The following is a 24,689-nucleotide window of genomic DNA, read 5'->3' as shown; positions in this document are numbered from 1 at the left end:
CCCCCCCCCCCCCCCCCCCCCCCCCCCCCCCCCCCCCCCCCCCCCCCCCCCCCCCCCCCCCGCTCCCACATGGGATTGCGCTTGGCATCAGGCTCAGCCCCAGCTTTTCAGCACCGCTCCGCAGTACAGGCCGGACAGCGTCTTCATCACCTGAATCACTTCGTGACTGGCTAAACCATAGAATATGTACTTGCCTTCACGACGGGTGACTACCAATCCCTCGTCGCGCAGGATGCCCAGCTGTTGGGACAGTGTGGGCTGGCGCACGCCGGTCATTTTTTCCAGTTCGCCGACGTTGCGCTCGCCCTGGGTCAATTGGCAGAGAATCAGCAAGCGGTCCTCGTTGGCCAAGGCTTTGAGCAGCGCGCAAGCTTTGGAGGCCGAGGCCCGGAGCTGGGCGACTTCACATTCGGTCAGACTGGATTGCATTTGCAGGATGCCTTCGACGTCACTTAAGCTGCGGACATTATGTTTAAACATAAAGTGTTGCAACCGGTTATTGTCCTCCCGCCCCTTTCCACAGGTTCGTACCCATGTCTGCGTTGATTGAAGCCTTCCTCGACCCCGCCTCGTCGACCTACAGCTACGTGATCTACGAGCACGATGGCGGGCACTGCGCGATTGTCGACCCGGTGCTGGATTACGACCCCGCCGCCGGGCGCACCGCGACCGTCCAGGCCGACAAAATCATCGCCTTCGTGCGCGAACATCAGTTGCAGGTGCAATGGCTGCTGGAAACCCACGCCCATGCCGATCACCTGTCGGCCGCGCCGTATCTGCGTCGGGAATTGGGGGGCAAGATTGCGATTGGTGAGTCGATCAGCAAGGTTCAGGACGTGTTCAAGACGTTGTTCAACCTTGAACCGGGGTTTAGCGTCGATGGTTCACAGTTCGATCACCTGTTCGCGCCGGATGAGTCATTCCGCATCGGTAACCTCAAGGCCACGGCCCTGCATGTGCCCGGGCATACCCCGGCGGACATGGCCTATTTGATCGACGGCGATGTGATTCTGGTGGGCGATACGTTGTTCATGCCGGACGTCGGCACCGCGCGTTGCGACTTTCCCGGCGGCAACGCCAACCAGATGTTTGCCTCGATCCACAAACTGCTGGCCTTCCCCGCCAGCGTTCGCCTCTACGTCTGCCACGATTACCCGCCCACCGGCCGCGCTCCGCAATGCCAGAGCACGGTCGGTGAGCAGCGCCAAAGCAACATCCATATTCACGATGGCATTGATGAGGCCACCTTCGTCGCCATGCGCACCCGGCGCGACGCCGGGTTGGGCATGCCGACGCTGTTGTTGCCGGCGATTCAGGTGAATGTGCGGGCGGGGAATTTGCCGCCGGCGGAAGAGAATGGCGTGACTTACCTGAAGATTCCCCTGAATCAACTCTAGTCCCGTAGCAGCTGATTCGATCGTTCCCACGCTCCGCGTGGGAATGCCGCCAGGGACGCTCCGCGTTCCGCTTCCGAATGTGACGCAGAGCGTCACGGGATGCATTCCCACGCGGAGCGTGGGAACGATCAATTAGCCAACGTCAACCCATTCGCCGGCAACGGCAGCGCCGTCTTATACCTCACCTGCTTGAGCGCAAAGCTCGAACGGATGTTCGCCACCCCCGGTACCTTGGTCAAAAAATCCATCATGAAGCGCTCCAGCGACTGAATGGTCGGCACCAGTACGCGGATCAGATAGTCCGGGTCGCCGGCCATCAAATAGCACTCCATCACTTCCGGGCGATCCGAGATCGCCTCTTCGAAATGCTGCAACGCCTCCTCCACCTGTTTCTCCAGGCTGACGTGAATGAACACATTCACATGCAGCCCCAACAGTTCGGCATCGAGCAGGGTCACTTGCTCACGAATCAGCCCTAGTTCTTCCATCGCCTTGACCCGGTTGAAGCACGGCGTCGGCGACAGGTTCACCGAGCGCGCAAGGTCGGCGTTGGTGATGCGCGCGTTCTCCTGAAGGCTGTTGAGAATGCCGATATCGGTACGGTCCAGTTTGCGCATGAGACAAAACCACCTGCTTTTTATGTTTATGCAGAATTTTTATCCTTAAATAACCTTATGCGCAACGAAACACAGAGAAATATTCTTCTGGGCCCGGCCTATGATTGTTGTAGGACAAGATTTCTTCTACCGAGGAATGACTGCCAGCTCACTACAAGAAATTCACAAGATCGAGCGTAGAAGCCATGAACCAAGCGTACGAACCGCTGCGCCTGCACGTTCCCGAACCTTCGGGCCGCCCCGGCTGCAAAACCGACTTCTCCTACCTGCATCTGACTGACGCAGGCCTGGTGCGCAAACCCCCAATCGACGTTGAACCGGCCGACACGGCTGATCTGGCCAAAGGCCTGATTCGCGTGCTCGACGACCAGGGCAATGCCCTCGGCCCGTGGGCTGAAGGCGTGCCAGTCGAGATCCTGCGAAAAGGCATGCGCGCCATGCTCAAGACGCGGATTTTCGACAACCGCATGGTGGTCGCCCAGCGTCAGAAAAAAATGTCGTTCTACATGCAAAGCCTTGGCGAAGAAGCCATCGGCAGCGCCCAGGCCCTGGCCTTGAACATCGACGACATGTGCTTCCCCACCTACCGTCAACAAAGCATCCTGATGGCCCGCGAAGTGCCATTGGTGGACCTGATCTGCCAACTGCTGTCCAACGAGCGTGATCCGCTCAAGGGCCGTCAGTTGCCGATCATGTACTCGGTCAAAGACGCCGGTTTCTTCACCATTTCCGGCAACCTCGCCACCCAATTCGTACAAGGCGTGGGCTGGGGCATGGCCTCGGCGATCAAGGGCGACACCAAAATCGCCTCGGCCTGGATCGGCGACGGTGCTACCGCTGAATCGGACTTCCACACCGCCCTCACCTTCGCCCACGTCTACCGCGCGCCGGTGATCCTCAACGTGGTCAACAACCAGTGGGCAATCTCGACGTTCCAGGCGATTGCCGGCGGTGAAGCCACTACCTTCGCCGGTCGCGGCGTCGGTTGCGGCATCGCCTCCCTGCGGGTCGATGGCAACGATTTTGTCGCGGTGTACGCCGCCTCTTCCTGGGCCGCCGAACGCGCGCGCCGCAACCTCGGCCCGACCATGATCGAATGGGTCACCTACCGCGCCGGCCCGCACTCGACGTCCGATGATCCGTCCAAATACCGTCCTGCCGACGATTGGAGCCACTTCCCGTTGGGCGACCCGATTGCGCGTCTCAAGCAGCACCTGATCAAAATCGGTCAGTGGTCCGAAGAGGAGCACGTCGCCGTCAGCGCCGAACTGGAAGCCGAAGTGATCGCCGCACAGAAAGAAGCCGAGCAGTACGGCACCCTCGCCGGCGGCCAGATTCCGAGCGCCGCAACCATGTTCGAAGACGTCTACAAAGAGATGCCGGAGCACTTGAAGCGCCAGCGTCAAGAGTTGGGGATCTGACATGAACGATCACAACAACAAAATCGAGTTGGAAACCGCCATGACCACGACCACCATGACCATGATCCAGGCCCTGCGCTCGGCCATGGATGTGATGCTTGAGCGTGACGACAACGTCGTGGTGTTCGGCCAGGACGTGGGCTACTTCGGCGGCGTGTTCCGTTGCACCGAAGGGCTGCAGAACAAGTACGGCACCTCCCGGGTATTCGACGCACCGATCTCCGAAAGCGGGATCGTTGGCGTCGCCGTGGGCATGGGCGCTTACGGTTTGCGGCCGGTGGCCGAGATCCAGTTCGCCGATTATGTTTACCCGGCGTCGGACCAGATCATTTCCGAAGCCGCCCGCCTGCGTTATCGCTCGGCCGGCGAGTTCACTGCGCCGATGACCCTGCGCATGCCATGCGGCGGCGGCATCTACGGCGGCCAGACCCACAGCCAGAGCATCGAGGCGATGTTCACCCAGGTCTGCGGTTTGCGCACGGTGATGCCGTCCAACCCTTACGACGCCAAAGGCCTGCTGATCGCCTCCATCGAAAACGATGACCCGGTGATCTTCCTCGAGCCAAAACGCCTGTACAACGGCCCGTTCGACGGCCACCACGACCGTCCGGTAACCCCGTGGTCGAAACACCCCGCCGCGCAAGTGCCGGACGGTTACTACACCGTGCCACTGGACGTCGCTGCCATCGCTCGTCCGGGCAAGGACGTGACCATCCTGACTTACGGCACCACGGTTTATGTATCGCAAGTGGCCGCTGAAGAAACCGGTATCGACGCCGAGGTCATCGACCTGCGCAGCCTGTGGCCACTGGACCTGGACACCATCGTCAAGTCGGTGAAGAAAACCGGACGCTGCGTGATCGTTCACGAAGCGACCCGCACCTGCGGCTTCGGCGCCGAACTGGTCGCCTTGGTGCAAGAGCACTGCTTCCACTACCTGGAAGCGCCGATCGAGCGCGTCACCGGTTGGGACACTCCCTACCCGCACGCGCAAGAGTGGGCGTATTTCCCTGGGCCGTCCCGCGTGGGCGCGGCTTTGCATCGGGTTATGGAGGTCTGAATGGGCACGCACGTTATTAAAATGCCGGACATTGGCGAAGGCATTGCAGAAGTTGAACTGTCTCAGTGGCACGTCAAGGTCGGCGACATGGTCGTCGAAGATCAGGTGCTGGCCGATGTCATGACCGACAAGGCGATGGTCGACATTCCATCCCCGGTGCATGGCAAGGTGATTGCGCTGGGCGGCCAGCCTGGCGAAGTCATGGCGGTCGGCAGCATCCTGATCAGCATCGAAGTCGAAGGCGCGGGCAACGTTAAAGAGTCGGCTCAGCCAGTAGCGGTTAAAGAAGCACCCGCTGCAGCGCCTAAAGTTGAAGCCGTGCTGGAAAGCAAACCCGTCGCTGCCGCAGCGCCTCGCCCGGCCGTATGCCAAGGCCCGATGGTTGCTCGTGAAGCCGATGAACGTCCGCTGGCCTCCCCGGCCGTGCGCAAGCATGCGCTGGACCTCGGCATTCAATTGCGTCTGGTGCGTGGCAGCGGCCCTGCCGGCCGTGTGCTGCACGAAGACCTCGAAGCCTATCTGGCTCAGGGTCAGTCGAACGCATCGACCGCCACCGCCGCTTACGCCCAGCGCAACGACGAACAGCAAATCCCGGTGATCGGCATGCGTCGCAAGATCGCCCAGCGCATGCAGGACGCCACCCAGCGTGCCGCCCACTTCAGTTACGTCGAGGAAATCGACGTCACTGCCGTGGAAGAGCTGCGCGCACACCTGAACGAAAAACACGGTGCGACTCGCGGCAAACTGACGCTGCTGCCGTTCCTGGTCCGCGCGCTGGTCGTGGCCCTGCGCGACTTCCCGCAGATCAACGCCCGTTACGACGACGAAGCCCAGGTCATCACCCGCCTCGGCGCGGTGCATGTGGGCGTCGCCACCCAAGCCGACATCGGTTTGATGGTGCCTGTTGTGCGCCATGCCGAAACCCGCAGCTTGTGGGACAGCGCCACGGAAATCTCGCGTCTGGCCACCGCTGCGCGCACTGGCAAGGCCAGCCGCGATGAGCTGTCCGGCTCGACCATCACCCTGACCAGCCTCGGCGCCCTGGGCGGCATCGTCAGCACCCCGGTGTTGAACCTGCCGGAAGTGGCAATCGTCGGCGTGAACAAAATCGTCGAACGGCCGATGGTCGTCAAAGGCCAGGTCGTGATCCGCAAGATGATGAACCTCTCCAGCTCCTTCGATCACCGCGTGGTCGATGGCATGGACGCGGCGCAATTCATCCAGGCCATCCGTGGTCTGCTCGAACAACCTGCGACGCTGTTTGTTGAATAAGCATTTGTGGAGCAAGGCATGCAAACTCTGAACACCACGCTGCTAATCATCGGCGGCGGCCCTGGCGGTTATGTGACGGCGATCCGTGCCGGTCAGTTGGGCATTTCGACCATTCTGGTGGAAGGCCAATCGTTGGGCGGCACTTGCCTGAACATCGGCTGCATTCCGTCGAAGGCGTTGATTCACGTCGCCGAACAGTTCCACCAGACGCAGCACCACAGCCAACACTCGGCGCTGGGCATCAGCGTATCGGCGCCGACCCTGAACATCGGCAAGAGCGTCGAGTGGAAGGACGGTATCGTTGATCGCCTGACCACCGGCGTTTCGGCGCTGCTGAAGAAGCACAAGGTCCAGGTCATTCAAGGCTGGGCCAAAGTGATTGACGGCAAGACCGTTGAAGTCGGCGACACGCGCATTCAGTGCGAGCACCTGGTATTGGCCACCGGTTCGAAAAGCGTGAACCTGCCGATGCTGCCGATTGGCGGGCCGATCATTTCTTCTACCGAAGCCCTCGCGCCGACGTCCGTGCCGAAACGGCTGATTGTAGTCGGCGGCGGTTACATCGGTCTGGAGTTGGGGATTGCTTATCGCAAGCTCGGCGCCGAAGTCAGTGTGGTCGAGGCGCAGGATCGTATCCTGCCGGCTTATGACGCCGAGCTGACCCATCCAGTGCATGAAGCACTCAAGCAATTGGACGTGAAGCTTTACTTGAAGCACAGCGTTCAAGGCTTTGACTCTGTTAACAATACATTGCAAGTTATTGACCCGAGCGGCGATAGCCTGAACCTGAAAACCGATCAGGTGCTGGTGGCCGTCGGTCGCAAACCCAACACTCAAGGCTGGAACCTCGAAGCCTTGAATCTGGACATGAACGGTTCGGCGATCAAGATCGACAACCGTTGCCAGACCAGCATGCGCAACGTCTACGCCATCGGCGACTTGAGCGGCGAACCGATGCTCGCGCACCGGGCCATGGCTCAGGGTGAGATGGTCGCCGAGCTGATCAGCGGCAAACACCGCGAATTCAATCCGACCGCCATTGCCGCCGTGTGCTTTACCGACCCGGAACTGGTGGTGGTCGGCAAGACCCCGGACGAGGCCAAGGCTGCGGGGCTGGACTGCATCGTGTCGAGTTTCCCGTTCGCCGCCAATGGCCGGGCGATGACGCTGGAATCGAGAAGCGGCTTCGTGCGGGTCGTGGCGCGCCGTGACAATCATGTGATTGTTGGCTGGCAGGCGGTGGGTGTGGGCGTGTCGGAGTTGTCGACGGCGTTTGGCCAGAGCCTGGAAATGGGCGCTCGCCTGGAAGACATCGCCGGCACCATCCACGCGCATCCGACGCTCGGTGAGGCGGTGCAGGAAGCGGCGTTGCGTGCGTTGGGCCACGCGTTGCACCTCTAACCGCCTCACCTGATCGTTCCCATGCTCCGCGTGGGAATGCCTCAACGGACGCTCCGCGTCCGCTTTAGGGACGCGGAGCGTCCCGGGCTGCATTCCCACGCAGAGCGTGGGAACGATCAAAGGAACGAATTGCGGGCTGCGATTTAGGCCCGGAATGAAGTATTGTTGTCCCCATCCAGAAAAATGTCAGAAGCCTTGAACCGTTTCGGCGGTTGTTAAGTGATAGAGGGTGTCATGGGTAACGAAAGCATCAATTGGGACAAGCTGGGTTTTGACTACATCAAGACAGACAAGCGCTATCTGTCGCACTGGCGTAATGGCGAGTGGGACAAAGGCACCCTGACCGAAGACAACGTGCTGCACATCAGCGAAGGCTCGACTGCCCTTCACTATGGCCAGCAGTGCTTCGAAGGCCTGAAGGCCTACCGCTGCAAGGACGGTTCGATCAACCTGTTCCGCCCGGACCAGAACGCCGCACGCATGCAACGCAGCTGCGCGCGCCTGCTGATGCCGCAGGTGTCCACCGAACAGTTCGTCGAAGCGTGCAAGGAAGTGGTGCGTGCCAACGAGCGTTTCATCCCGCCTTACGGCACTGGCGGCGCGCTGTACCTGCGCCCGTTCGTGATCGGCGTGGGTGACAACATCGGCGTGCGTACCGCGCCCGAGTTCATCTTCTCGATCTTCTGCATCCCGGTCGGCGCTTACTTCAAGGGCGGTTTGACCCCGCACAACTTCCTGATCTCCAGCTACGACCGTGCCGCCCCACAAGGCACCGGTGCGGCCAAGGTCGGTGGCAACTATGCCGCCAGCCTGATGCCGGGTTCCCAGGCCAAGAAGGCGCACTTCGCCGACTGCATCTATCTGGACCCGCTGACCCACACCAAAATCGAGGAAGTCGGCTCGGCCAACTTCTTCGGGATCACCCACGACAACAAGTTCGTCACCCCGAACTCCCCTTCGGTGTTGCCGGGCATCACCCGTCTGTCGTTGATCGAGCTGGCCAAAACCCGTCTGGGCCTGGAAGTGGTCGAAGGTGACGTGTTCATCGACAAGCTGTCCGACTTCAAGGAAGCCGGCGCTTGCGGTACTGCCGCCGTGATCACCCCGATCGGCGGTATCAGCTACAACGACAAACTGCACGTGTTCCACAGCGAAACCGAAGTCGGCCCGATCACCCAGAAGCTCTACAAAGAGCTGACCGGTGTACAGACCGGCGACGTCGAAGCGCCAGCGGGCTGGATCGTCAAGGTTTGATTTGACGCAACCGTCCGTTTGAACAAAAAAGCCTGGCCATCATCTTGAAGGCCGGGCTTTTTTTCGTCCGCGAATCGTGGAAAAGGTCACTAGACTTGCCACGTCCAACAGCCATCAACGGGTGCCATCAAAACCATGGGAAAACTCTGGCGAAAGTATCTGGCCTTGCTGGACACCGACTTCACCACGCAAGTGTTCGACAACATCAAGAACCTGCTGGTGTGTGCGCTGATGTTTGCGGCGGGCACCAACGCGTTGCACAGCGATCAGTACTTGTTTATGGGGTTTCTCACCTCAAGCCTCGCCGGTTGGGGATTGATCCTGCTGTCAGCAGTGCTGATGCTGCTTAATGTCAGCGACGGCCTGCGTCGGCTGTCCAGGTTGCCGTATCACACGGCGTTTCAGATCATTCTGTTTCTGGTCTACCTGGTGCTGGCGGTGCGGGTGGTGGAGATTGTCTGGAATTTCAGGGCGTAGCGGTCACAGCACCAGGTGTTTGCCAATGCAGCTCATCTTGAGCAATGCGGGCAAACATCCACTCCACAAACACCCGTGTCTGCGCCGTCACGTCCGGTGCAACGCCGTAGTAATAACGCGGCAGCGGCAGACGCAACTCGGGTAGCGGACAAATCAGGCGTCCGCTCGAGAGGTGAGTGCCCAGCAAAGAGGTTGGGCACAGGGCGATACCCTGTCCATCCACGGCAGCCTGAAGCGCCAGGTGCATGTGATCAAACTGCCGGGTTACCTGAGTGGCTGACTGGCTTTGACCAAAGTGCATGGCCCAATTGTGCCAGTCTTCGCGACGCGCCTTGACGGTCAGCAGCGTGTGCCGGCTCAGCGAAGTGAGGTCTTCAAGTGGCAGGCGCTCAATCAGCGATGGCGCCGCGACCAGTAATAATTCGTCTTCGAAGAGCGGTCGCGCTTCAATCGCCGGTGCCCAGTCATCACGACCACGACGAATGACGACATCGAACCCGTCGCGTGCCTGATCGGGTGCCTGGGTTTGAGTGATCACCTGCGGCTTGATGCCTGGGTGCTGCGCAACAAAATCCGCCAGCCTGGGCGTCAGCCAAAGCACGGCAAAGGACGGACGGACATTGATCTTCACGGTAGGCAGCGAGGCATGTTGCTTGAGCGCAGCGGCAGCGTTGGCGATCTGCGACAGCCCGGCGCTGACCTGCTCATAAAAGCGCTGGCCGGCCGGCGTCAGCACCGATTGACGGATGCGCCGCTCGAACAGCAGCACGCCCAGGTACTCCTCAAGCAATTTGATGTGCCGGCTGACGGCACTGTGGCTGACATGCAGCTCTTCGGCCGCCAGCCTGAAGCTCTGATGACGAGCAGCAACGGCGAAGGCGCGAACAGCATTAAGAGGCGGTAGTTGATTTTTCATGGGTCTAATTTAGTCACCTATGCGCTTTAATTAAAGCGTTTGTCACGCCCGTCTCGTCACGCCAATCTGCCAGCACGCAGCCAGCGCCACCTGACGGAGCACGACATGAACAGCTACGGCCTCTTTGTACTTTTCGCCACCCTGACCATTTTGAGCCCGGGGCCTGGCGTGGTCCTGACCCTGTCCAACGCACTGCGTCACGGCTGGACCGGGGCGCTGCCGGGCATTCTGGGGGTCGCGTCAGGGGCATTCGTTGTCGCCGCCATCAGCGCCACCAGTGTCGGGCTGATACTCAGCACCTCCGCGAACGCCTTCACCGCGTTGAAATACGCAGGGGCCGCCTATTTGTTGTACCTGGGCTACAAAAGCTGGCGCTCGGATCGTTTCAGTACGCTGCTTGAAACGCGCCCCTCAAGCCCTGGCTATCGCTTCCTTGAAGCGGCTTCGATGCAGCTGTTGAACCCCAAGGCGGTGTTTTTCTTTCTGGCGGTGTTCCCGCAATTCATCGACACCTCGGCGCACTTCTACACCCAGTTCATCAAGCTTGTCGCTTCTTACGGCGTACTGGTGATTCTGGTGCATGGCAGCTATGCCTTGCTCGCCAATGCCGCCAAAGGCTGGTTGTCGAGCCCGAAGGGTTCCTGGCTGGCGGCGAAAGTCTCGGGCGTGACCTTCGCCGGCTTTGGCGTGCTCATGGCCTCGTCCAGTCGCTAAGCCGCAGGGCTGGCGATCGCGCGGCGCCTGGTCTCGGTGGACGCAGGTTGTGCTGTCGCTGCCTGAACCGGCAACTCAACGACGAACCGGCTACTGAGTTCCTTGCGCCCCAGTGCCGTCAACGCCAGCGCCCGACTGTCCAGGTCCTGCGTCACCCATTTGCGTTTGATCGCCATTTGCAGGAATGCCGCGCCCAAGGCACCGCCCAGGTGTGGCCGACGCATGCTCCAGTCCAGGCAGGGGCAGGCGAAGCGGCGGCGCAAGGTGCCGAGGTCTTTGACGTCGATGCCCAATCCTTCGAACAACGCTTCACCACTGTCGCTCAGTCGATAAGCCTGCTCATCGGTTTCCAGCAACCACCCCGCTTCGATCATCCGGTCATGCAGCAATACCGCCAGCGTGCCGGCCATGTGGTCGTAGCAGGTGCGGGCGAATTGCAGGCGGTCGGGGGTTCGCGGGTTGAACGTCGGCGCGGCGTTCTGGCCGATCACCATCAGCGCTTCCAGCGCCTGGGCCACGCGCTTGTCCGCAAGACTGTAATAGCGATGGCGCCCCTGAACGTGCAAACGCACCAGCGCCAGCTCCTTGAGCTTGGCCAGATGAGCACTGGCGGTCGAGGCGCTGACTTCGGCAATCGTCGCCAGCTCGGTGCTGGTACGGGCGTGGCCGTCCATCAGCGAACAGAGGATTTTCGTTCGGGCAGGTTCCGCGATGGCGGCAGCCACTTGAGAGACGCCGATGTCGTGTTGTTCTGCGTTCATATTTCGCTCCCGGACGAATCAAGGCCCTTTCGGACTGGAGATAGTAGCAACACTTTCCAACCACCGATAAGGCTGCGACCCATGGACCCGATCATCGCTGCGACTCACGCCGATCCCTACCCCTACTACGCACAACTGCGCGCCGAGGGGGGGCTGGTTTTTCATCAAGGACTGAAACTGTGGGTGGCCAGCAGCGCCCGAGCCGTTGCCGCCGTGCTGGCGCATCCGGACTGTCATGTGCGGCCAACTCACGAGCCGGTGCCCCAGGCGATTGCTCAAGGCATGGTCGGCAAGGTGTTCAGTCAGTTGATGCGGATGAATGAAGGCGAGCGGCAGCGTTGCCCGAGGGCGGCGATTGAGCCGGGGCTGGCGTTGATTGACGTGAATGAGGTCAATGCCTTGGTCGGCGCTCGATTGATTACCCCGGGCCCCGACGGGTTGTACGCGGCGATGTTTCGCGGGCCGGTCTGCGTAGTGGCGGCGTTGCTGGGGTTTTCTCCGGCTCAGGGCCGGGCCATCAGCGAGCTGACCGCAGACTTCGTCGCCTGCCTGTCGCCTCTCAGCGATCAGGCACAACTGGACGCCGCCCATGTCGCGGCGGAACAGCTGAAGGGTTATTTCATCGAGCTTCTGGACGATCCGAGCAATCGAAGCGCCCTGCTCGCCGGTATCCGGCAGCGTTTCGCGGTGACATCGACCGACGCTGAAAGCTTGATCGCCAACCTGATTGGATTATTCTCCCAAACCCATGAAGCCACTGCCGGGCTGATCGGTAATGCGCTATTGGCGTTGAGGCGAAACCCACAGTTGGATTCGGCTCAAGTTGATGACTTGATCGCTGAAGTCCAGCGCTTCGACCCGTCGGTGCAAAACACCCGCCGCTTCGTCGCCGCGCCGTGTGAAATTGACGGCGTGAACCTGAACCCCGGCGACGTCATCCTGGTGCTGCTGGCCTCGGCCAATCGAGATCCACAGCTTAATGATGATCCCGACACGTTTCAGCTCGACCGTCCGAACCGTCGCAGCTTCACGTTCGGCGCGGGGCGTCATCAATGTCCGGGGCAGGTGTTGGCCTTAAGCATTGCCCGTGCGACGCTGGCTGAGATCCTGGCGATGCAACCTGCTTTGGACCGGTTGACCTGGCACTACCGCCCTTCCCTTAACGGGCGCATTCCGCTCTTTGCCTGAAAGACACTTCAAGCGTTGCGATATTCGACCGTCAGGTGAGACAACTCATGAACCGGTGCCAGACGCTCGCGAATGGCGTCGGCACTAATACCCGCCACGGCCACGACGCTGACTATCGCCGCCCGCGCCTGAGGGCCGACTTGCCAGACATGAAGGTCACTGATGCGAACATCGTCCGTCGATTCGAGCAGCTCACGAATTTCGGCGGCGACGTGCTCATCGGTGGTGTCGAGTAACACGGCGGCGCTGTCGCGCATCAAGCCATAGGCCCATCTCGCGATCACAATGGCGCCGACAATGCCCATTACCGGATCGAGCCAGACCCAGCCCAGGTAGCGCCCGGCCAACAATGCCACGATGGCCAGCACCGAGGTCAATGCGTCGGCCAGTACATGCAGATAGGCCGAACGCAGGTTGTTGTCGTGATGGTGGTTGTGATCGTGATGATCATGGCCGTGATGTCCATGATTGCCCGACAACAGAAACGCACTGACGATGTTCACCCCCAGCCCCACCACCGCAATCACCGTCGCTTCGGTGAAGGCTACGGTGGTCGGTTGAAACAGTCGCACGATGGACTCGCCAGCGATGCCGATCGACACCAGGCCCAGCACTATGGCTGAAGCAAAACCCGCCAGGTCCCCGACCTTGCCGGTACCAAAACTGAAGCGCGAATTGTTGGCATGTCGTCGAGCAAAACCGTAGGCCGCCGCCGCAATGCCCAAGGCCCCGGCGTGGGTCGCCATATGAAAGCCGTCCGCCAGCAACGCCATGGAACCGGTGATGTAACCGGCGGCAATTTCGCCAATCATCATCACAAACGTCAGCGCCACCACCCACAACGTGCGGCGGGCGTTTTCATCGTGGGCAGGACCCAAAAACAGGTGGTCGTGGGTAAAACGCGAAGCCTGGGGTTTCAGCGTCATGGTTCGGGCCTCTATTTCGAGTAACGGCGGATGGCTTGCAACAAGTCCTCAACGCCTTCGGCGCGTGCTTCATCGCTGAGCCCGGGACGCGCCACATGCTCACGAGCGTGGGCGTCGATGAACTGATCCATCAGACCATTGACCGCACCGCGGATCGCCGCGACCAGGTGCAGGGTTTTGGCGCACTCGGCGTCGGACTCCAGCGCCCGTTCAACCGCCTGAACCTGGCCGGCAATACGCCGGACGCGGTTGAGCAGGTCGTCTTTGTGTTCGTGGATGTGCGACATACATATACCCCCTACCCCTATAAGGCGTGCATGATTGCCGATGCTGCCGGGGTTAGCAAGTCAGGCGGACCGAGTCATCGTTCATCGCGGGCAAGCCCGCTCCCACAGGTTCAGCGCAAACCCTGTGGGAGCGGGCTTGCCCGCGATGGTGGCCTGACAAACAACGCATCATTTCCGACCTGCGCAACAGGCTACAGCGCCTTGCGTCATTGCCTACAACTACGCCAGAATCCGCCGGCTTGTGCGCCTTGGGGCCCATCGGTAACTTGATTCCCGTCACTGAATGGTCAGTGATCGGGTTTAGTCGCTCGGTAGTTCCCAAAGCAGCACGCACTCCGTTCAGTCAGGTATTACCATGCCTGCGCTCAATGGCAGCTGTGCGCAGGGCACCTTCGGGTGCGCCGGTAAAGCTTTGGTACCCGGTCGACTAACCTGCCTACAGCTGCCACCCCCCTTCGTTTAGTCGCGAGGAGGTTGCAGCATCAATAAAGGTACCTAAGCAATGTTCAAACACACTCCAAATCCCCCTGATTCAGAAGCCGAATCGGTTTCGCCCAAGACCCCACGTAAACCCAGCACAATGTTCGTCGTCGCCCCCGACATGGATACCGAAAGCTTGCTGGCCAATGCCTGCGAATCACTGGCATCAGCCAGTGTCATGGTCAGTGACTTTGCAAACCTTCTGGAAGACCCACATCGCAACACAATGTTGGGGATTCAGCAGGTCATCATGCTGGGCGAGCTGGCCGTGAACCGGGCGTTGGATAACATCGATCCGCACCAATAGCCGATGGTCTGTGGCGAGGGAGCTTGCTCCCGCTCGGGTGCGCAGCAGCCGCAAAACTGGCGAGCGGAGATTACCTGACACACCGCATTCACGGGTTTTAGGGCCGCTGCGCAGCCCAACGGGAGCAAGCTCCCTCGCCACAGAGTGGAGTAATAATGTGAGCTTTCTCTACCAAGATCCAACAATGAGCCACGAGGAAGCGACGAGGCTCCTAGCCAGCGGCGTAGAAACCAGCGTTACCACCGCACTGGTTTCTATCGGGCTGAATGAGCAAGACAGGATTTGGGCTCAGAACACCTGCCTGAAATACCTCGAGAGTGAGTCCGAATCGGTTGCAGCCGCTGCCATCACCGCGCTCGGTCACATAGCCCGCAGACAGGATGATCTGGACTTGGGTGCTGTACTCCCGGCCCTTGAAAAAGTGAAGGAAAAATTCCCCTCCCTGGAAGGGACTGTGGCGGACACCCTTGATGATATTGAGGTATTCACCTGACTTGCCGTTTAGCAAAAGAACACTTTTTCCGCGAGCCGAACACTGAGCTGTGGCGAGGGAGCAAGCCCCCTCGCCACAGCTCACACAACCATCAATCATCCCGCGTCAGCACTTCCAGCAATTCAATCTCGAAAATCAGATTCGAGTTCGGCGTAATCGCGCCCATCGTCCGCTCGCCATAGGCCAGATGCGCCGGCACCAGCAATTTGCGTTTACCGCCGACCTGCATGCCCATGATTCCCTGGTCCCAGCCCTTGATCACCCGCCCCGTGCCAATCACACACTGAAAAGGTTTACCCCGGCTGTAGGAAGAATCGAATTCAGTGCCGTCTTCCAGCCAGCCACGATATTGGGTGGTGATCAGCGCGCCTTTGACGGCAGCTTTGCCATCGCCCACTTCAAGGTCGATTACCTGCAATTCATCATTCATTACGTTCACTCTAATGTGCACTTGCCTGAACAGGCTTCATGGGCGCCGTTTTCCCAGAAATGCGGACTATTGGCAACCGTTTCGCTCTGTATCGGGCAGTGGCCGTGAACTAATAGACCCGCCACCTCCTCCCACGGTTCGGGCTAAACGCAGTGGGAATAATCAATATCGGTTGGGCGAGCAGACGGTGAGCCGGGGCTGACGCAGGCGCCCCGGCGCCCCTACCAGAGAGCAATGTCGTAGGTGACGTAGATCCGATTGCTGTCACGTCCACGCGCGAAGTCCGAGCGGTAGACATAGTTGCGCAGCTTTACGCCAACACCCTTGAACGTGCCGCTCTGGACCACATAGGCCAGTTCCGTGTCGCGTTCGGACTCTTTGATGTTGGTGTCGGACTTGCCGTCGTTGCCTTTGAGATAACGGGTCATGAACGTCAGCCCGGGCACGCCCACCGGTGCAAAGTCGTAACCGTAACTGAGCATCCAGGTCTTCTCGTCCTCTTCGATGAACTTGCCGATGCCGACGTTGCTGAATGAGTACACCGTCGCACCGCTGATGTATGGCAACCCGGCGTCACCGCTGAGTTGTTGATAACCGCCGCCAAAGGTGTGCCCCGCCACCGCGTAGGACAGCTGACCGCTGAGCATGTCGTTATCGATTTTCGAGGCGTAGGCACGGCCCGCGTCATTGCTGCTGAAATAACGCAGGTCGCCGGTCAACACCCCGGGGCCCAATGGCAGATCGTGCTGGAGGCCGGCAAAGTTCTGGCGATAGAAATTTTCCAGTTCACCATAGAAGTAACTCAGACGGGTGTTCTTGCCGAGTTTGTAATCACCGCCGGCGTAGGTGAAATCGCCACCTTTGTCGCCTGAGTATCCGTCAGGAACGATCGATACGCTGTCGGTGGAATCGCGCAGCTTGAATCGGTCCAGATGACCGCCAGTCAGGGTCAGGTTTTCGATGTCGGTGCTGCTGACTTGTCCTCCCTCATAGGTTTGCGGCAGCAAACGCGCATCGTTATAGATCAGCACCGGAGTTTTGGGCAGCAGGGTGCCGTATTTGAGGGTGGTCTTGGCCAGTTTGACCTTGGCCGCAGCCCCGGCACTGGCGAACTCATCGGCGGCGCGACCGTCATCGTGTACCGGCAACAGACCGGTGCCACTGCGGCCACGCCCGGAATCGAGTTTGACACCCAGCAGGCCCAATGCGTCGACCCCGAAACCGATAGTGCCGGGGGTGAACCCCGACTGGAAATCCAGCAGGAAACCCTGGGCCCACTCGGCGCGCTCACTTTTGGCGGTTCTGGCCGAACGCGCACTCAAGCCATGCTCATCGCGAAAGTTTTCGTTGAAATAAACGTTGCGCAGTTGCAGCTTCAACTTGCTGTCGTCGATGAAATCACTCGCACCGGCAGTGGCCACCGGCAACACGCCCAGAAGAGGAAGAAGAGCCCCGCGAGTCAGAAAATGGATCATGTCGAACTACTCATATTGTTGTTTTAAGGATGCACGTGGCCGCGCACCCGTCATCGGGAGCGTGGAGTTCTATCAGCGGCGAGTCAGGGGTGAATCAGGAGAACAGCGTCAAGGCACCGGTCAGCAGAGCCAGCGCGGTGACCACCAGGGAGGTGAGCACCGCCCATTTGACGGTGGCGCGCTGGAAGTCGCCGATGTCGCGATCGACCATCCCCACCAGCAACAGGGTCGAGGCCACCAGCGGGCTCATCAGGTGCACCGGTTGGCCAAGAATCGACGCCCGGGCGATTTCCACCGGATCGATCCCATAGGCCGCCGCCGCGTTGGCGAGGATCGGCACCACACCGAAGTAATAAGCATCGTTGGACAGCACGAATGTCAACGGCATGCTGGTGATCGCCACCACCAGCGGGAACAGGTGACCCCAAGACGGTGGAATCCAGTCCACCAGGGTTTGCGCCAGGGCGTCGACCATTTTGGTACCGGAGAAAATCCCGGCGAAAATACCAGCCGCGAATACCAGCAGCACCACGGTCATGGCGTTGCCGGAGTGGGCGAGAATGCGCTCCTTCTGAATGTCCAGCTGCGGGTAGTTGATCATCAGCGCCAGCACGAAACCGATCAGAAACAGGATCGCGGAATGCATGATCCCCATCACCAGCGCGACCATCACCGCAGTCACCAGCAACAGGTTGACATAGGCAAGTTTCGGGCGCTTGTGCGGCGTATCCTCAAGAATCGCTTTGATGTAGCAATCACCGCCACCGCTCTGCAGTTGGGTATTGCCGATGCGTTTACGCTCGGTGCGGCCCAGCAGGAACGCGGTGAACACCACCCACGCGGCGCCACCGACCATAGTTGGCAACAACGGAATGAAGTACGCCCCGGCATCCAGCCCCAGCGCGGCAATCGCCCGGGTCGCCGGGCCGCCCCAAGGGGTCATGCCGCTCATGATGCTCAGTGACAGCATGGCGATGGTCGCCAGAATCATCGGGTTCATGCCGATGCGCTTGTACAACGGCAGCATCGCCGCGCAGGTGATCATGTAAGTGGTCGTGCCGTCACCGTCCAGGGCGACAGTCAGCGACAGCAGCGCAGTGCCGACCGCGATTTTCATCGGGTCACCGTTGACCCGTTTGAGAATCTTGCGGATCAGCGGATCGAACAGCCCCGAGTCGATCATCAAACCGAAAAACAGAATCGCGAACAGCAGCAGCGCCGCCGACGGTGCGACAATTTTCAGGCCATCAAGCATCATTTTTCCGGTGGTCCCACCAAAACCGCCGATAACCGCAAAGACGATCGGAACAACGGTCAACGCAACGATCGGTGACAGACGTTTGGTCATGATCAGAAAGGTGAACACAACCACCATGGCCAAGCCGAGTAAGGCAAGCATAAGGCAACTCTCTTGTTGTTATGGATTGTGTGGCCGACGCGCAGGCGAACGACTCCGAGCCCGCCAGGCGACGCGATCGGCGATGCCCGGCAGCAGGTAGTAAGAAGGTTAGTTTTTGCAGCGCTTACGCAGTACTAAATTTGCGTGGTGGTTCCGACGCGGTCCCAGGTTTGATCGCCATCCGGGACAGTCGGTTTTTTACCGTCCAGGGTATCGAGCAGGACCTGACGGTCGCAGGCGTTCTCCGAGATAGAGATCACCACAGTCGCCACGGCGTTACTGGCCAGACTGGTCAAGGCCCGTGCTTCAGACATGAAACGGTCGATCCCGATCAACAGCGCCAGACCAGCCAGCGGAATGTCATGGATCACCGTGAGCGTGGAAGCCAGCGCCACGAAACCGCTGCCAGTCACCCCCGCCGCGCCCTTGGACGACAGCAACATGATCGCCAGCATGGTCAAGGTTTGGGTCACGGTCAGATCAATGTTGCAGGCCTGGGCAATGAAAATTGCCGCCAGAGACAGGTAGATCGCCGTGCCATCAAGGTTGAACGAGTACCCCGTCGGCAGCACCAGCCCGACCACGCCTTTGCTGCATCCCAATGCCTGAAGTTTCTCCAGCATGCGTGGCATGACCGGCTCAGTGGAGGAAGTCCCCAGCACCACCAGAAACTCTTCGCGCAGGTAACGCAGCAGCTTCCATAGGCTGAAGCCGTGGGCGCGGCAAATGCTCCCCAGTACCACAAAGACGAAGAAGGCGCAGGCGACGTACAAGGTCATGATCAACTTTGCCAGCGAACCCAGCGAGGTGATGCCGTACTGTCCGACGGTGAACGCCAGTGCCCCGAAGGCACCGATCGGCGCAAAACGCATCAAGTAGGAAAAAATCTTGAAGACCATCTGCGATGCCGCTTCCAGTACATCGAGCACTGGCTTGCCACGGTCGCCCAGGGAAGACAGGGCGAAACCGCAGAGCACCGCGATAAACAGCACCGGCAGCACTTCACCTTTACTGAACGCACCTATAAAGGTGTCAGGGATGATGTGCATGAAAAACTCGACCACCCCAAGCTTCGCCGCAGACTCGGTGTACTGGGATAGACCCGCCGTACTCAAATGGCTCGGATCGATGTTCATGCCCGCGCCCGGCTTGAACACGTAGACCGCAACCAGGCCTATGAACAGGCTGATCACCGTCAGCCCGAGAAACAGCAGCATGGTCTTGCTCAGCAAGCGGCCAAGGGAGCGTTTGTCGTTCATCCCGGCGATGCCGGTGACGATGGTGCAAAACACCACTGGCGCAATCATCATTTTGATCAGCTTGATGAAGGCATCACCCAACGGCTTGAGGGCAATGGCCTGCTGAGCCCAGAAGTGCCCGACCACGACGCCCAGCAGCACGGCGCAGAGGATCTGGAAGTAGAGCGATTTAACAACTTTCATGGCATCACCCATTTTTAGAATTGTTCTGATGCAAAAACGACAGTGACTGCGCGGGAAGACTACCCGGCGAGCCGTTGGGAAACCGGGGCATACACAAAGCCGGAAAACAGTCTTCGCGCGGTACGAACAACAGAGGCGCGGATTGTGTCACCGTTTTTACCGGTGTAGGACAGCACGACATCGATGCCGCCGCTCGGGTGCTCGATCCGCACCTGTTGCAGACGCGGCCCACCGGTATTACCGAGCATTTGCGCAACCACACTGCCTTCGCTGACGCATGCCGTGGCCAGACCGATGGAACCGGTAATGGCCAGCGCACGGTGGCAGTTGTGCGGCATGAAGTAGCGAACCTGCAACGTGCCACCGGCCTTGGCCGGTGCAACCAGCACAGGCTTGGGGATGACCTTGTCGCTGACGTCGCCCAGCCCCATGGCCATGCCAGCCCGCAACCGCAGAGCTTCGAGACGGCGCATAAAGTCTTTGTCGGCGTCCAGCTCGGCCGGAGTTTCATCGCCGCGTTTGCCCAAGTGACGCGCCTCGATGATCAGCATTGGCATGGCCATGTCGATGCAGGTCACCGGAATGTCATCGAACCAGTCCTGGGTGCTGCCGGTTGGAAACAGCTTGCCGGTCTTGCTGCCCGCTGCGTCAAGGAATGTCAGTTGAACCGGTGCCGCGCTGCCAGGCACACCATCGATGGCGGTGTCTCCTTCATAGCTGACTTTGCCGTTTGGTGTCTGCACGTCAGAGGTAACGAAGGTGCCGGTGTTGAGATTGCGAATCCGCACGCGGGTTAGCTCACCGACCGCCTTGACCAGGCCTTGCTCGATGGCAAACGGCCCGACCGCGCAGAGCATGTTGCCGCAGTTCGGGGCGGTATCCACCCGACGCTGGGACACCATGACCTGAACGAACAAGTAATCAACATCGGCATCGGGATGTAACGAAGGGCTGACGATGGCGACCTTGCTGGTCTGCGGGCTACCGCCGCCGATGCCGTCGATCTCCAGTTCGTGACCGGAGCCCATCACAGCGAGCAACAGTTCATCGCGTTCTTCAATCGAAACCGGCAGATCCCAGGCGAGAAATACCGGTCCTTTTGAGGTACCACCGCGCATCAGCACACAAGGAATTCGTTGCATGGCCACTAACTCTTGTTAATCAATCGGGGTAATTGATGTCTTGCAAACAAGAGTGACAGGGAAGTAATTGTGTTTCCAATGCAAAGATCGGAGCAATTATTGCGTTTCACAAAAGAAAGTTTTAACGTTCAGAACGCAGTTCAACGCCCCTTCCCGACGAGATAAAACATGGAATATGAGCTCCAGGACATTCGATCTTTCGTGAAAATCGCCGAACTTGGGAGTTTTCACGAAGCTGCCGATGCACTGCATCTGTCGCAACCAGCCTTGAGTCGACGGATAAAAAAACTTGAGGAGGGTTTAGGGACTACGTTGCTCGATCGCACCACGCGCAAGGTCAGCCTGACTAGCGTCGGCCGCGACTTCCTGCCCAAGGCTCGTCGATTACTGGATGACTTCGACGATTCGATCCTGAACATCCGTGAGCTGGCCGAACGGCAAATCGGCCAGGTGACCCTGGCCTGCATTCCAACTGCTGCGTTTTACTTCCTGCCGTCGGTGATTCGTCTTTACAACGAGCGCTACCCGAAAATCCGCATCCGTTTGCTCGACCTCAGTGCCAATGAAGGGCTCGAAGCAGTGTTGCGGGGGGAAGCCGACTTCGGCATCAACATGATGAGCGGCCAGCACCCGGACATCGAATTCGTTTCACTGGTCAACGAACCCTTCGTCCTAGCCTGTCGTCGTGACCATGAACTGGCCCAGCGCAAGTCCGTGACCTGGTCAGAACTGAGCGATTACCGGTTGATCGGCGTCGGACGCCTGAGCGGCAACCGCATGCTGCTGGACCACGCCCTGTCGGGCCTGAGCTGGCGTCCGCAGTGGTTTTATGAAGTGCAGCATTTGTCCACCTCGCTGGGCATGGTCGAAGCCGGGCTTGGGGTTTCCGCCATGCCGAGCCTCGCAATGCCGGCGGCGGATCACCCGACACTGGTGAGCATCCCGCTGACTGACCCCGTCGTGAACCGGACACTCGGCCTGGTGTACCGTCGGGGCGCATCGTTATCGCCGGCGGCGGAGAAGTTCGTTTCGATTCTGCTCGAACAATGGCCCCACTGAGCCGTGGAGTTCGATCAATAACCTCGTTGCTGACTGAATGGACGCCAGCCTTTATCCTGACGCCCCGCTGAAAATCGGGCGAACGCCGCTCTCGCCTGCCCCCACCCAGGAGTTTCGCCATGCCCCACGAAGGCAACCTGTTGCAAGCCGCTGTCGTCTTTTTATTCGCGGCGGTGCTCACCGTCCCCTTGGCCAAGCGCCTGCAGTTGGGGGCGGTGTTGGGTTATCTGTTTGCCGGGGTGATCATCGGGCCGTCGGTGCTGGGCTTGATCGGCAACCCGCAAAGCGTCAGCCACATCTCTGAACTCGGGGTGGTGTTGTTGCTGTTCATTATCGGCCTTGAGCTGTCGCCGCGACGCTTGTGGGTGATGCGCAAATCGGTGTTCGGCGTGGGTTTGGCGCAGGTGTTGCTGACCGGTTCGGTGATTGGTGTGCTGGCGTTGTTCGTGTTCGGCCAATCCCTGAACAGCGCCATCGTGTTGGGCCTGGGCCTGGCGTTGTCGTCTACTGCATTTGGTTTGCAAAGCCTGGCCGAGCGCAAGGAACTGACCAGCCCCCATGGGCGACTGGCGTTTGCGATTTTGCTGTTTCAGGACATCGCCGCAATCCCGCTGATCGCGATGGTGCCGCTGCTGGCCGGGGGCGATCACACCACCAGTGCCGCCGAAGATTTGAACCATGGCTTGCGGGTGCTGGGCAGTATCGCGGTGGTGGTGATTGGCGGACGGTACTTGCTGCGCCCGGTGTTTCGGGTGGTGGCCAAAACCGGTCTGCCGGAGGTGTCCACCGCCACCGCGTTGCTGGTGGTGATCGGTACGGCATGGCTGATGGACCTGGTCGGCGTGTCCATGGCCCTCGGCGCGTTCCTCGCCGGTTTGCTGCTGGCGGATTCTGAATATCGCCACGAGCTGGAAGCGCAGATCGAGCCGTTCAAGGGCCTGCTGCTGGGGCTGTTTTTCATCAGTGTCGGCATGGGCGCCAATTTGAGTCTGCTGCTGAGCGCGCCGGTCGTGGTGCTGGGGCTGACCCTGTTGCTGATCGCTATCAAGTTGCCGCTGCTGTTCGTTGTCGGTCGATTGGCCGGAGGTTTGGGCAAGGTCAGTGCGATTCGCCTCGGCATCGTACTGGCGGCCGGTGGTGAGTTCGCATTTGTGGTGTTCAAGATCGGTCGTGATCAGGGGCTATTCGAGCCGCGCCTGTACGACCTGCTGGTGCTGACGATTACCTTGTCCATGGCCGTGACGCCGCTGTTGTTGCTGTTGTGCGCCCGACTGGTCAGCCCCAAGGTTCAGCCCGTGGTGGTGCCGGAGAAGTTCCGCGAAATCGACGCCGACACGCCCCGCGTGGTCATTGCCGGCATGGGCCGTATGGGGCAGATCGTCGCGCGGATTCTGCGGGCGCAGAACATCAAGTTCATCGCCCTCGACACGTCGGTGGAAACCATCGAATTGTCCCGCAGCTTCGGCGGCGTGCCGGTGTTCTATGGCGACCCGATGCGCCCGGAAATCCTCAGTGCGGCCAAGGTCGAGCAAGCGGAGTTTTTCGTGATCGCCACCGATGATCCCGACACCAACATCAAGACGGCCGAGGTGGTGCACAAGCTCTATCCGCACATCAAAATCATCGCCCGGGCGCGTAACCGTCAGCATGTGCACCGGTTGGTGGATGTCGGGGCGCAGGCGGTGCGGGAAACCTATTATTCCAGCCTGGAAATGACCCGACGGACTCTGGTCGGGCTGGGGCTGACACAGGCCCAGGCAGATGCGCGGATCAAGCGCTTTACCCATCACGATGAACAGGTGCTGGAGGCTCAGCACGCGGTCTATGACGATGCGGCCAAGGTGATGCAAACGGCGCAGGAAGCGCGGGCGGAATTGGCGAAACTGTTTGAGTCGGATCAGTTGGAAGAGGAAGCGGGTAAGGTTTGAGGTGATTGTGCGGGCCTCATCGCGGGCAAGCCCGCTCCCACATGGGGTCTATGTCAGCCACAAAATTTGCGGCTGACTCGGTCAATGTGGGAGCGGGCTTGCTCGCGAAGAACGATAACGCGGTATTCCTGGCAACCCCGAATTATCGCTGACGCTCATTGACACCCACACCAGAGCCCCCCGGCAGCATGCGTGTGAGCGTGTTGTCGCGGACCCAGTAGTGATGGAACAACCCCGCCGCTGCATGCAAACCAATCAACCAGTAGCCGGTGCTACCGAACAACTCATGCCAATGCTTGAGTTGCTTGGCCAGATCGGGATCAACCGCAACCGGCGCCGGCAGGAAAAAGCCGAAATACGGCATCGGCTTGCCCCCGGCGGCCAGCATCAACCAGGCCAGTAGCGGCGTAGCGATCATCAGCCCATACAACGCCAGGTGCATGAGGTGCGAGACGCCCGTCTGCCAGGTGGACGGGGCCGGGGTAATCGGTGGTCGGGGCGAGAGGCGCCCGAGCAAGCGGACCCAGACCAGCGCAAAAATGCTCAACCCGAATACGCCGTGCAGCCCCAGAAACAGGCCCCTCAAGGCATGCCCACGGGGCAGCAATCCTTTGATCTCGATGCAACCATAAACGCCGATGAACAGCGCCAGCATCAGCCAATGCAAGGTGATCGAGAGTTTTCCATAGCGGTGTACTGCTGAATTTCGGGTCATACAGAGCCTCGTGAAGATCGGTGGCGGCTGCCGACTCATTCCGTACAGCCTGGATCCGGTTTCGTCGAACCGACCGGCGCCACCCTGCCCGTCCAGTCTTAAGACAATCTGAAGGTCCACCTTCAGAC

25 protein-coding genes are annotated in these 24,689 nt (G+C 59.9%); 13 read left to right on the top strand and 12 right to left on the bottom strand.

Features of this window, described 5'->3' with window-relative positions; translation table 11 throughout:
* Positions 1 to 93: 93 nt before the first annotated feature.
* Positions 94 to 429 (bottom strand): ArsR/SmtB family transcription factor, encoded by a 336-nt coding sequence (locus AC1RQB_RS14710; protein ID WP_032830345.1) that lies wholly within the window; start codon positions 427 to 429, stop codon positions 94 to 96.
* A 104-nt stretch (positions 430 to 533) separates the two neighbouring features.
* On the opposite strand from AC1RQB_RS14710, the gene AC1RQB_RS14705 reads away from it, so the two are divergent.
* Positions 534 to 1,397, top strand: a complete 864-nt coding sequence (locus AC1RQB_RS14705) for an MBL fold metallo-hydrolase (RefSeq protein WP_063343405.1) — start codon at positions 534 to 536, stop codon at positions 1,395 to 1,397.
* Between the two features lie 128 nt (positions 1,398 to 1,525).
* Here the strand turns inward: AC1RQB_RS14705 and bkdR are convergent, their stop codons facing one another.
* Complete coding sequence (gene bkdR, locus AC1RQB_RS14700; protein WP_007895124.1) at positions 1,526 to 2,014, bottom strand: Bkd operon transcriptional regulator BkdR; 489 nt, start codon at positions 2,012 to 2,014, stop codon at positions 1,526 to 1,528.
* A 185-nt stretch (positions 2,015 to 2,199) separates the two neighbouring features.
* On the opposite strand from bkdR, the gene AC1RQB_RS14695 reads away from it, so the two are divergent.
* The 6 genes from AC1RQB_RS14695 to AC1RQB_RS14670 all read left to right on the top strand — a co-directional run bounded on the left by AC1RQB_RS14695 (position 2,200) and on the right by AC1RQB_RS14670 (position 8,899).
* The gene (locus AC1RQB_RS14695; protein ID WP_008071303.1) at positions 2,200 to 3,435 is read left to right on the top strand and encodes a 3-methyl-2-oxobutanoate dehydrogenase (2-methylpropanoyl-transferring) subunit alpha; all 1,236 of its coding nucleotides are present in this window, start codon (positions 2,200 to 2,202) and stop codon (positions 3,433 to 3,435) included.
* A 1-nt stretch (position 3,436) separates the two neighbouring features.
* A complete protein-coding gene (locus AC1RQB_RS14690) occupies positions 3,437 to 4,495 on the top strand; it encodes an alpha-ketoacid dehydrogenase subunit beta (RefSeq protein WP_007895121.1) in 1,059 nt (352 codons plus the stop codon).
* A complete protein-coding gene (locus AC1RQB_RS14685; RefSeq protein WP_063343404.1) occupies positions 4,496 to 5,767 on the top strand; it encodes a dihydrolipoamide acetyltransferase family protein in 1,272 nt (423 codons plus the stop codon).
* 18 nt (positions 5,768 to 5,785) lie between these two features.
* On the top strand, positions 5,786 to 7,168 hold the full coding sequence (gene lpdA, locus AC1RQB_RS14680) for a dihydrolipoyl dehydrogenase (protein WP_063343403.1): 1,383 nt from the start codon (positions 5,786 to 5,788) through the stop codon (positions 7,166 to 7,168).
* Between the two features lie 234 nt (positions 7,169 to 7,402).
* A complete protein-coding gene (locus AC1RQB_RS14675) occupies positions 7,403 to 8,422 on the top strand; it encodes a branched-chain amino acid aminotransferase (RefSeq protein ID WP_008071310.1) in 1,020 nt (339 codons plus the stop codon).
* Between the two features lie 135 nt (positions 8,423 to 8,557).
* Complete coding sequence (locus tag AC1RQB_RS14670) at positions 8,558 to 8,899, top strand: hypothetical protein (RefSeq protein WP_008071311.1); 342 nt, start codon at positions 8,558 to 8,560, stop codon at positions 8,897 to 8,899.
* Here the strand turns inward: AC1RQB_RS14670 and AC1RQB_RS14665 are convergent.
* Entirely contained in the window at positions 8,889 to 9,815 is a 927-nt protein-coding gene (locus AC1RQB_RS14665; RefSeq protein WP_063343402.1) for a LysR substrate-binding domain-containing protein, read from the bottom strand. The two genes, AC1RQB_RS14670 and AC1RQB_RS14665, sit on opposite strands and share 11 nt — an antisense overlap.
* Positions 9,816 to 9,920: 105 nt before the next feature.
* Here AC1RQB_RS14665 and AC1RQB_RS14660 point away from each other — a divergent pair, with 105 nt between their 5' ends.
* Positions 9,921 to 10,529, top strand: coding sequence for a LysE family translocator (locus AC1RQB_RS14660; RefSeq protein ID WP_063343401.1), 609 nt, complete (start codon positions 9,921 to 9,923; stop codon positions 10,527 to 10,529).
* On the opposite strand, the gene AC1RQB_RS14655 is transcribed toward AC1RQB_RS14660, so the two are convergent.
* Positions 10,526 to 11,290: an ArsR/SmtB family transcription factor gene (locus tag AC1RQB_RS14655; RefSeq protein ID WP_063343400.1), complete on the bottom strand. Its 765-nt coding sequence runs from the start codon at positions 11,288 to 11,290 to the stop codon at positions 10,526 to 10,528. The two genes, AC1RQB_RS14660 and AC1RQB_RS14655, sit on opposite strands and share 4 nt — an antisense overlap.
* A gap of 81 nt (positions 11,291 to 11,371) precedes the next feature.
* On the opposite strand from AC1RQB_RS14655, the gene AC1RQB_RS14650 reads away from it, so the two are divergent.
* Entirely contained in the window at positions 11,372 to 12,478 is a 1,107-nt protein-coding gene (locus AC1RQB_RS14650) for a cytochrome P450 (protein WP_063343399.1), read from the top strand.
* 8 nt (positions 12,479 to 12,486) lie between these two features.
* Here AC1RQB_RS14650 and dmeF read toward each other — a convergent pair whose 3' ends face one another.
* Both dmeF and AC1RQB_RS14640 read right to left on the bottom strand, forming a co-directional pair.
* The gene (gene dmeF / locus AC1RQB_RS14645) at positions 12,487 to 13,404 is read right to left on the bottom strand and encodes a CDF family Co(II)/Ni(II) efflux transporter DmeF (protein WP_063343398.1); all 918 of its coding nucleotides are present in this window, start codon (positions 13,402 to 13,404) and stop codon (positions 12,487 to 12,489) included.
* Between the two features lie 11 nt (positions 13,405 to 13,415).
* Positions 13,416 to 13,691: a metal/formaldehyde-sensitive transcriptional repressor gene (locus tag AC1RQB_RS14640; protein WP_019648873.1), complete on the bottom strand. Its 276-nt coding sequence runs from the start codon at positions 13,689 to 13,691 to the stop codon at positions 13,416 to 13,418.
* 502 nt (positions 13,692 to 14,193) lie between these two features.
* Between AC1RQB_RS14640 and AC1RQB_RS14635 the strand changes: the two genes are divergently transcribed.
* Both AC1RQB_RS14635 and AC1RQB_RS14630 read left to right on the top strand, forming a co-directional pair.
* On the top strand, positions 14,194 to 14,478 hold the full coding sequence (locus tag AC1RQB_RS14635; RefSeq protein ID WP_063343397.1) for a DUF6124 family protein: 285 nt from the start codon (positions 14,194 to 14,196) through the stop codon (positions 14,476 to 14,478).
* 157 nt (positions 14,479 to 14,635) lie between these two features.
* Positions 14,636 to 14,971, top strand: a complete 336-nt coding sequence (locus AC1RQB_RS14630; RefSeq protein ID WP_063343396.1) for a hypothetical protein — start codon at positions 14,636 to 14,638, stop codon at positions 14,969 to 14,971.
* 91 nt (positions 14,972 to 15,062) lie between these two features.
* Here AC1RQB_RS14630 and AC1RQB_RS14625 read toward each other — a convergent pair whose 3' ends face one another.
* The 5 genes from AC1RQB_RS14625 to AC1RQB_RS14605 all read right to left on the bottom strand — a co-directional run bounded on the left by AC1RQB_RS14625 (position 15,063) and on the right by AC1RQB_RS14605 (position 20,859).
* Positions 15,063 to 15,401 (bottom strand): FKBP-type peptidyl-prolyl cis-trans isomerase, encoded by a 339-nt coding sequence (locus AC1RQB_RS14625; RefSeq protein ID WP_007895103.1) that lies wholly within the window; start codon positions 15,399 to 15,401, stop codon positions 15,063 to 15,065.
* 221 nt (positions 15,402 to 15,622) lie between these two features.
* Positions 15,623 to 16,876: an OprD family porin gene (locus AC1RQB_RS14620; RefSeq protein ID WP_063343395.1), complete on the bottom strand. Its 1,254-nt coding sequence runs from the start codon at positions 16,874 to 16,876 to the stop codon at positions 15,623 to 15,625.
* Positions 16,877 to 16,970: 94 nt separating this feature from the next.
* Positions 16,971 to 18,275: a CitMHS family transporter gene (locus AC1RQB_RS14615; protein ID WP_063343394.1), complete on the bottom strand. Its 1,305-nt coding sequence runs from the start codon at positions 18,273 to 18,275 to the stop codon at positions 16,971 to 16,973.
* A gap of 134 nt (positions 18,276 to 18,409) precedes the next feature.
* A complete protein-coding gene (gene dctA, locus AC1RQB_RS14610) occupies positions 18,410 to 19,729 on the bottom strand; it encodes a C4-dicarboxylate transporter DctA (protein WP_063343393.1) in 1,320 nt (439 codons plus the stop codon).
* Between the two features lie 47 nt (positions 19,730 to 19,776).
* A complete protein-coding gene (locus AC1RQB_RS14605) occupies positions 19,777 to 20,859 on the bottom strand; it encodes a 4-oxalomesaconate tautomerase (RefSeq protein ID WP_063343392.1) in 1,083 nt (360 codons plus the stop codon).
* Between the two features lie 168 nt (positions 20,860 to 21,027).
* Between AC1RQB_RS14605 and AC1RQB_RS14600 the strand changes: the two genes are divergently transcribed.
* Together AC1RQB_RS14600 and AC1RQB_RS14595 are read left to right on the top strand one after the other, a co-directional pair.
* Complete coding sequence (locus tag AC1RQB_RS14600) at positions 21,028 to 21,918, top strand: LysR family transcriptional regulator (protein WP_008071328.1); 891 nt, start codon at positions 21,028 to 21,030, stop codon at positions 21,916 to 21,918.
* A gap of 119 nt (positions 21,919 to 22,037) precedes the next feature.
* Entirely contained in the window at positions 22,038 to 23,846 is a 1,809-nt protein-coding gene (locus AC1RQB_RS14595; protein WP_008071329.1) for a monovalent cation:proton antiporter-2 (CPA2) family protein, read from the top strand.
* 142 nt (positions 23,847 to 23,988) lie between these two features.
* On the opposite strand, the gene AC1RQB_RS14590 is transcribed toward AC1RQB_RS14595, so the two are convergent.
* Positions 23,989 to 24,561, bottom strand: coding sequence for a cytochrome b (locus AC1RQB_RS14590; RefSeq protein ID WP_063343391.1), 573 nt, complete (start codon positions 24,559 to 24,561; stop codon positions 23,989 to 23,991).
* Positions 24,562 to 24,689: the final 128 nt, after the last annotated feature.

It is taken from the genome of Pseudomonas sp. GW822-FHT02E03 (assembly GCF_058802325.1).
This window is presented reverse-complemented; position numbering and strand designations above follow the sequence as displayed.

Coding starts and splice junctions, on each gene's coding strand:
- AC1RQB_RS14710 (WP_032830345.1), bottom strand. CDS start 429: ATGCAATCCAGTCTGACCGAATGTGAAGTCGCCCAGCTCCGGGCCTCG.
- AC1RQB_RS14705 (WP_063343405.1), top strand. CDS start 534: ATGTCTGCGTTGATTGAAGCCTTCCTCGACCCCGCCTCGTCGACCTAC.
- bkdR (WP_007895124.1), bottom strand. CDS start 2,014: ATGCGCAAACTGGACCGTACCGATATCGGCATTCTCAACAGCCTTCAG.
- AC1RQB_RS14695 (WP_008071303.1), top strand. CDS start 2,200: ATGAACCAAGCGTACGAACCGCTGCGCCTGCACGTTCCCGAACCTTCG.
- AC1RQB_RS14690 (WP_007895121.1), top strand. CDS start 3,437: ATGAACGATCACAACAACAAAATCGAGTTGGAAACCGCCATGACCACG.
- AC1RQB_RS14685 (WP_063343404.1), top strand. CDS start 4,496: ATGGGCACGCACGTTATTAAAATGCCGGACATTGGCGAAGGCATTGCA.
- lpdA (WP_063343403.1), top strand. CDS start 5,786: ATGCAAACTCTGAACACCACGCTGCTAATCATCGGCGGCGGCCCTGGC.
- AC1RQB_RS14675 (WP_008071310.1), top strand. CDS start 7,403: ATGGGTAACGAAAGCATCAATTGGGACAAGCTGGGTTTTGACTACATC.
- AC1RQB_RS14670 (WP_008071311.1), top strand. CDS start 8,558: ATGGGAAAACTCTGGCGAAAGTATCTGGCCTTGCTGGACACCGACTTC.
- AC1RQB_RS14665 (WP_063343402.1), bottom strand. CDS start 9,815: ATGAAAAATCAACTACCGCCTCTTAATGCTGTTCGCGCCTTCGCCGTT.
- AC1RQB_RS14660 (WP_063343401.1), top strand. CDS start 9,921: ATGAACAGCTACGGCCTCTTTGTACTTTTCGCCACCCTGACCATTTTG.
- AC1RQB_RS14655 (WP_063343400.1), bottom strand. CDS start 11,290: ATGAACGCAGAACAACACGACATCGGCGTCTCTCAAGTGGCTGCCGCC.
- AC1RQB_RS14650 (WP_063343399.1), top strand. CDS start 11,372: ATGGACCCGATCATCGCTGCGACTCACGCCGATCCCTACCCCTACTAC.
- dmeF (WP_063343398.1), bottom strand. CDS start 13,404: ATGACGCTGAAACCCCAGGCTTCGCGTTTTACCCACGACCACCTGTTT.
- AC1RQB_RS14640 (WP_019648873.1), bottom strand. CDS start 13,691: ATGTCGCACATCCACGAACACAAAGACGACCTGCTCAACCGCGTCCGG.
- AC1RQB_RS14635 (WP_063343397.1), top strand. CDS start 14,194: ATGTTCAAACACACTCCAAATCCCCCTGATTCAGAAGCCGAATCGGTT.
- AC1RQB_RS14625 (WP_007895103.1), bottom strand. CDS start 15,401: ATGAATGATGAATTGCAGGTAATCGACCTTGAAGTGGGCGATGGCAAA.
- AC1RQB_RS14620 (WP_063343395.1), bottom strand. CDS start 16,876: ATGATCCATTTTCTGACTCGCGGGGCTCTTCTTCCTCTTCTGGGCGTG.
- AC1RQB_RS14615 (WP_063343394.1), bottom strand. CDS start 18,275: ATGCTTGCCTTACTCGGCTTGGCCATGGTGGTTGTGTTCACCTTTCTG.
- dctA (WP_063343393.1), bottom strand. CDS start 19,729: ATGGGTGATGCCATGAAAGTTGTTAAATCGCTCTACTTCCAGATCCTC.
- AC1RQB_RS14605 (WP_063343392.1), bottom strand. CDS start 20,859: ATGCAACGAATTCCTTGTGTGCTGATGCGCGGTGGTACCTCAAAAGGA.
- AC1RQB_RS14600 (WP_008071328.1), top strand. CDS start 21,028: ATGGAATATGAGCTCCAGGACATTCGATCTTTCGTGAAAATCGCCGAA.
- AC1RQB_RS14595 (WP_008071329.1), top strand. CDS start 22,038: ATGCCCCACGAAGGCAACCTGTTGCAAGCCGCTGTCGTCTTTTTATTC.
- AC1RQB_RS14590 (WP_063343391.1), bottom strand. CDS start 24,561: ATGACCCGAAATTCAGCAGTACACCGCTATGGAAAACTCTCGATCACC.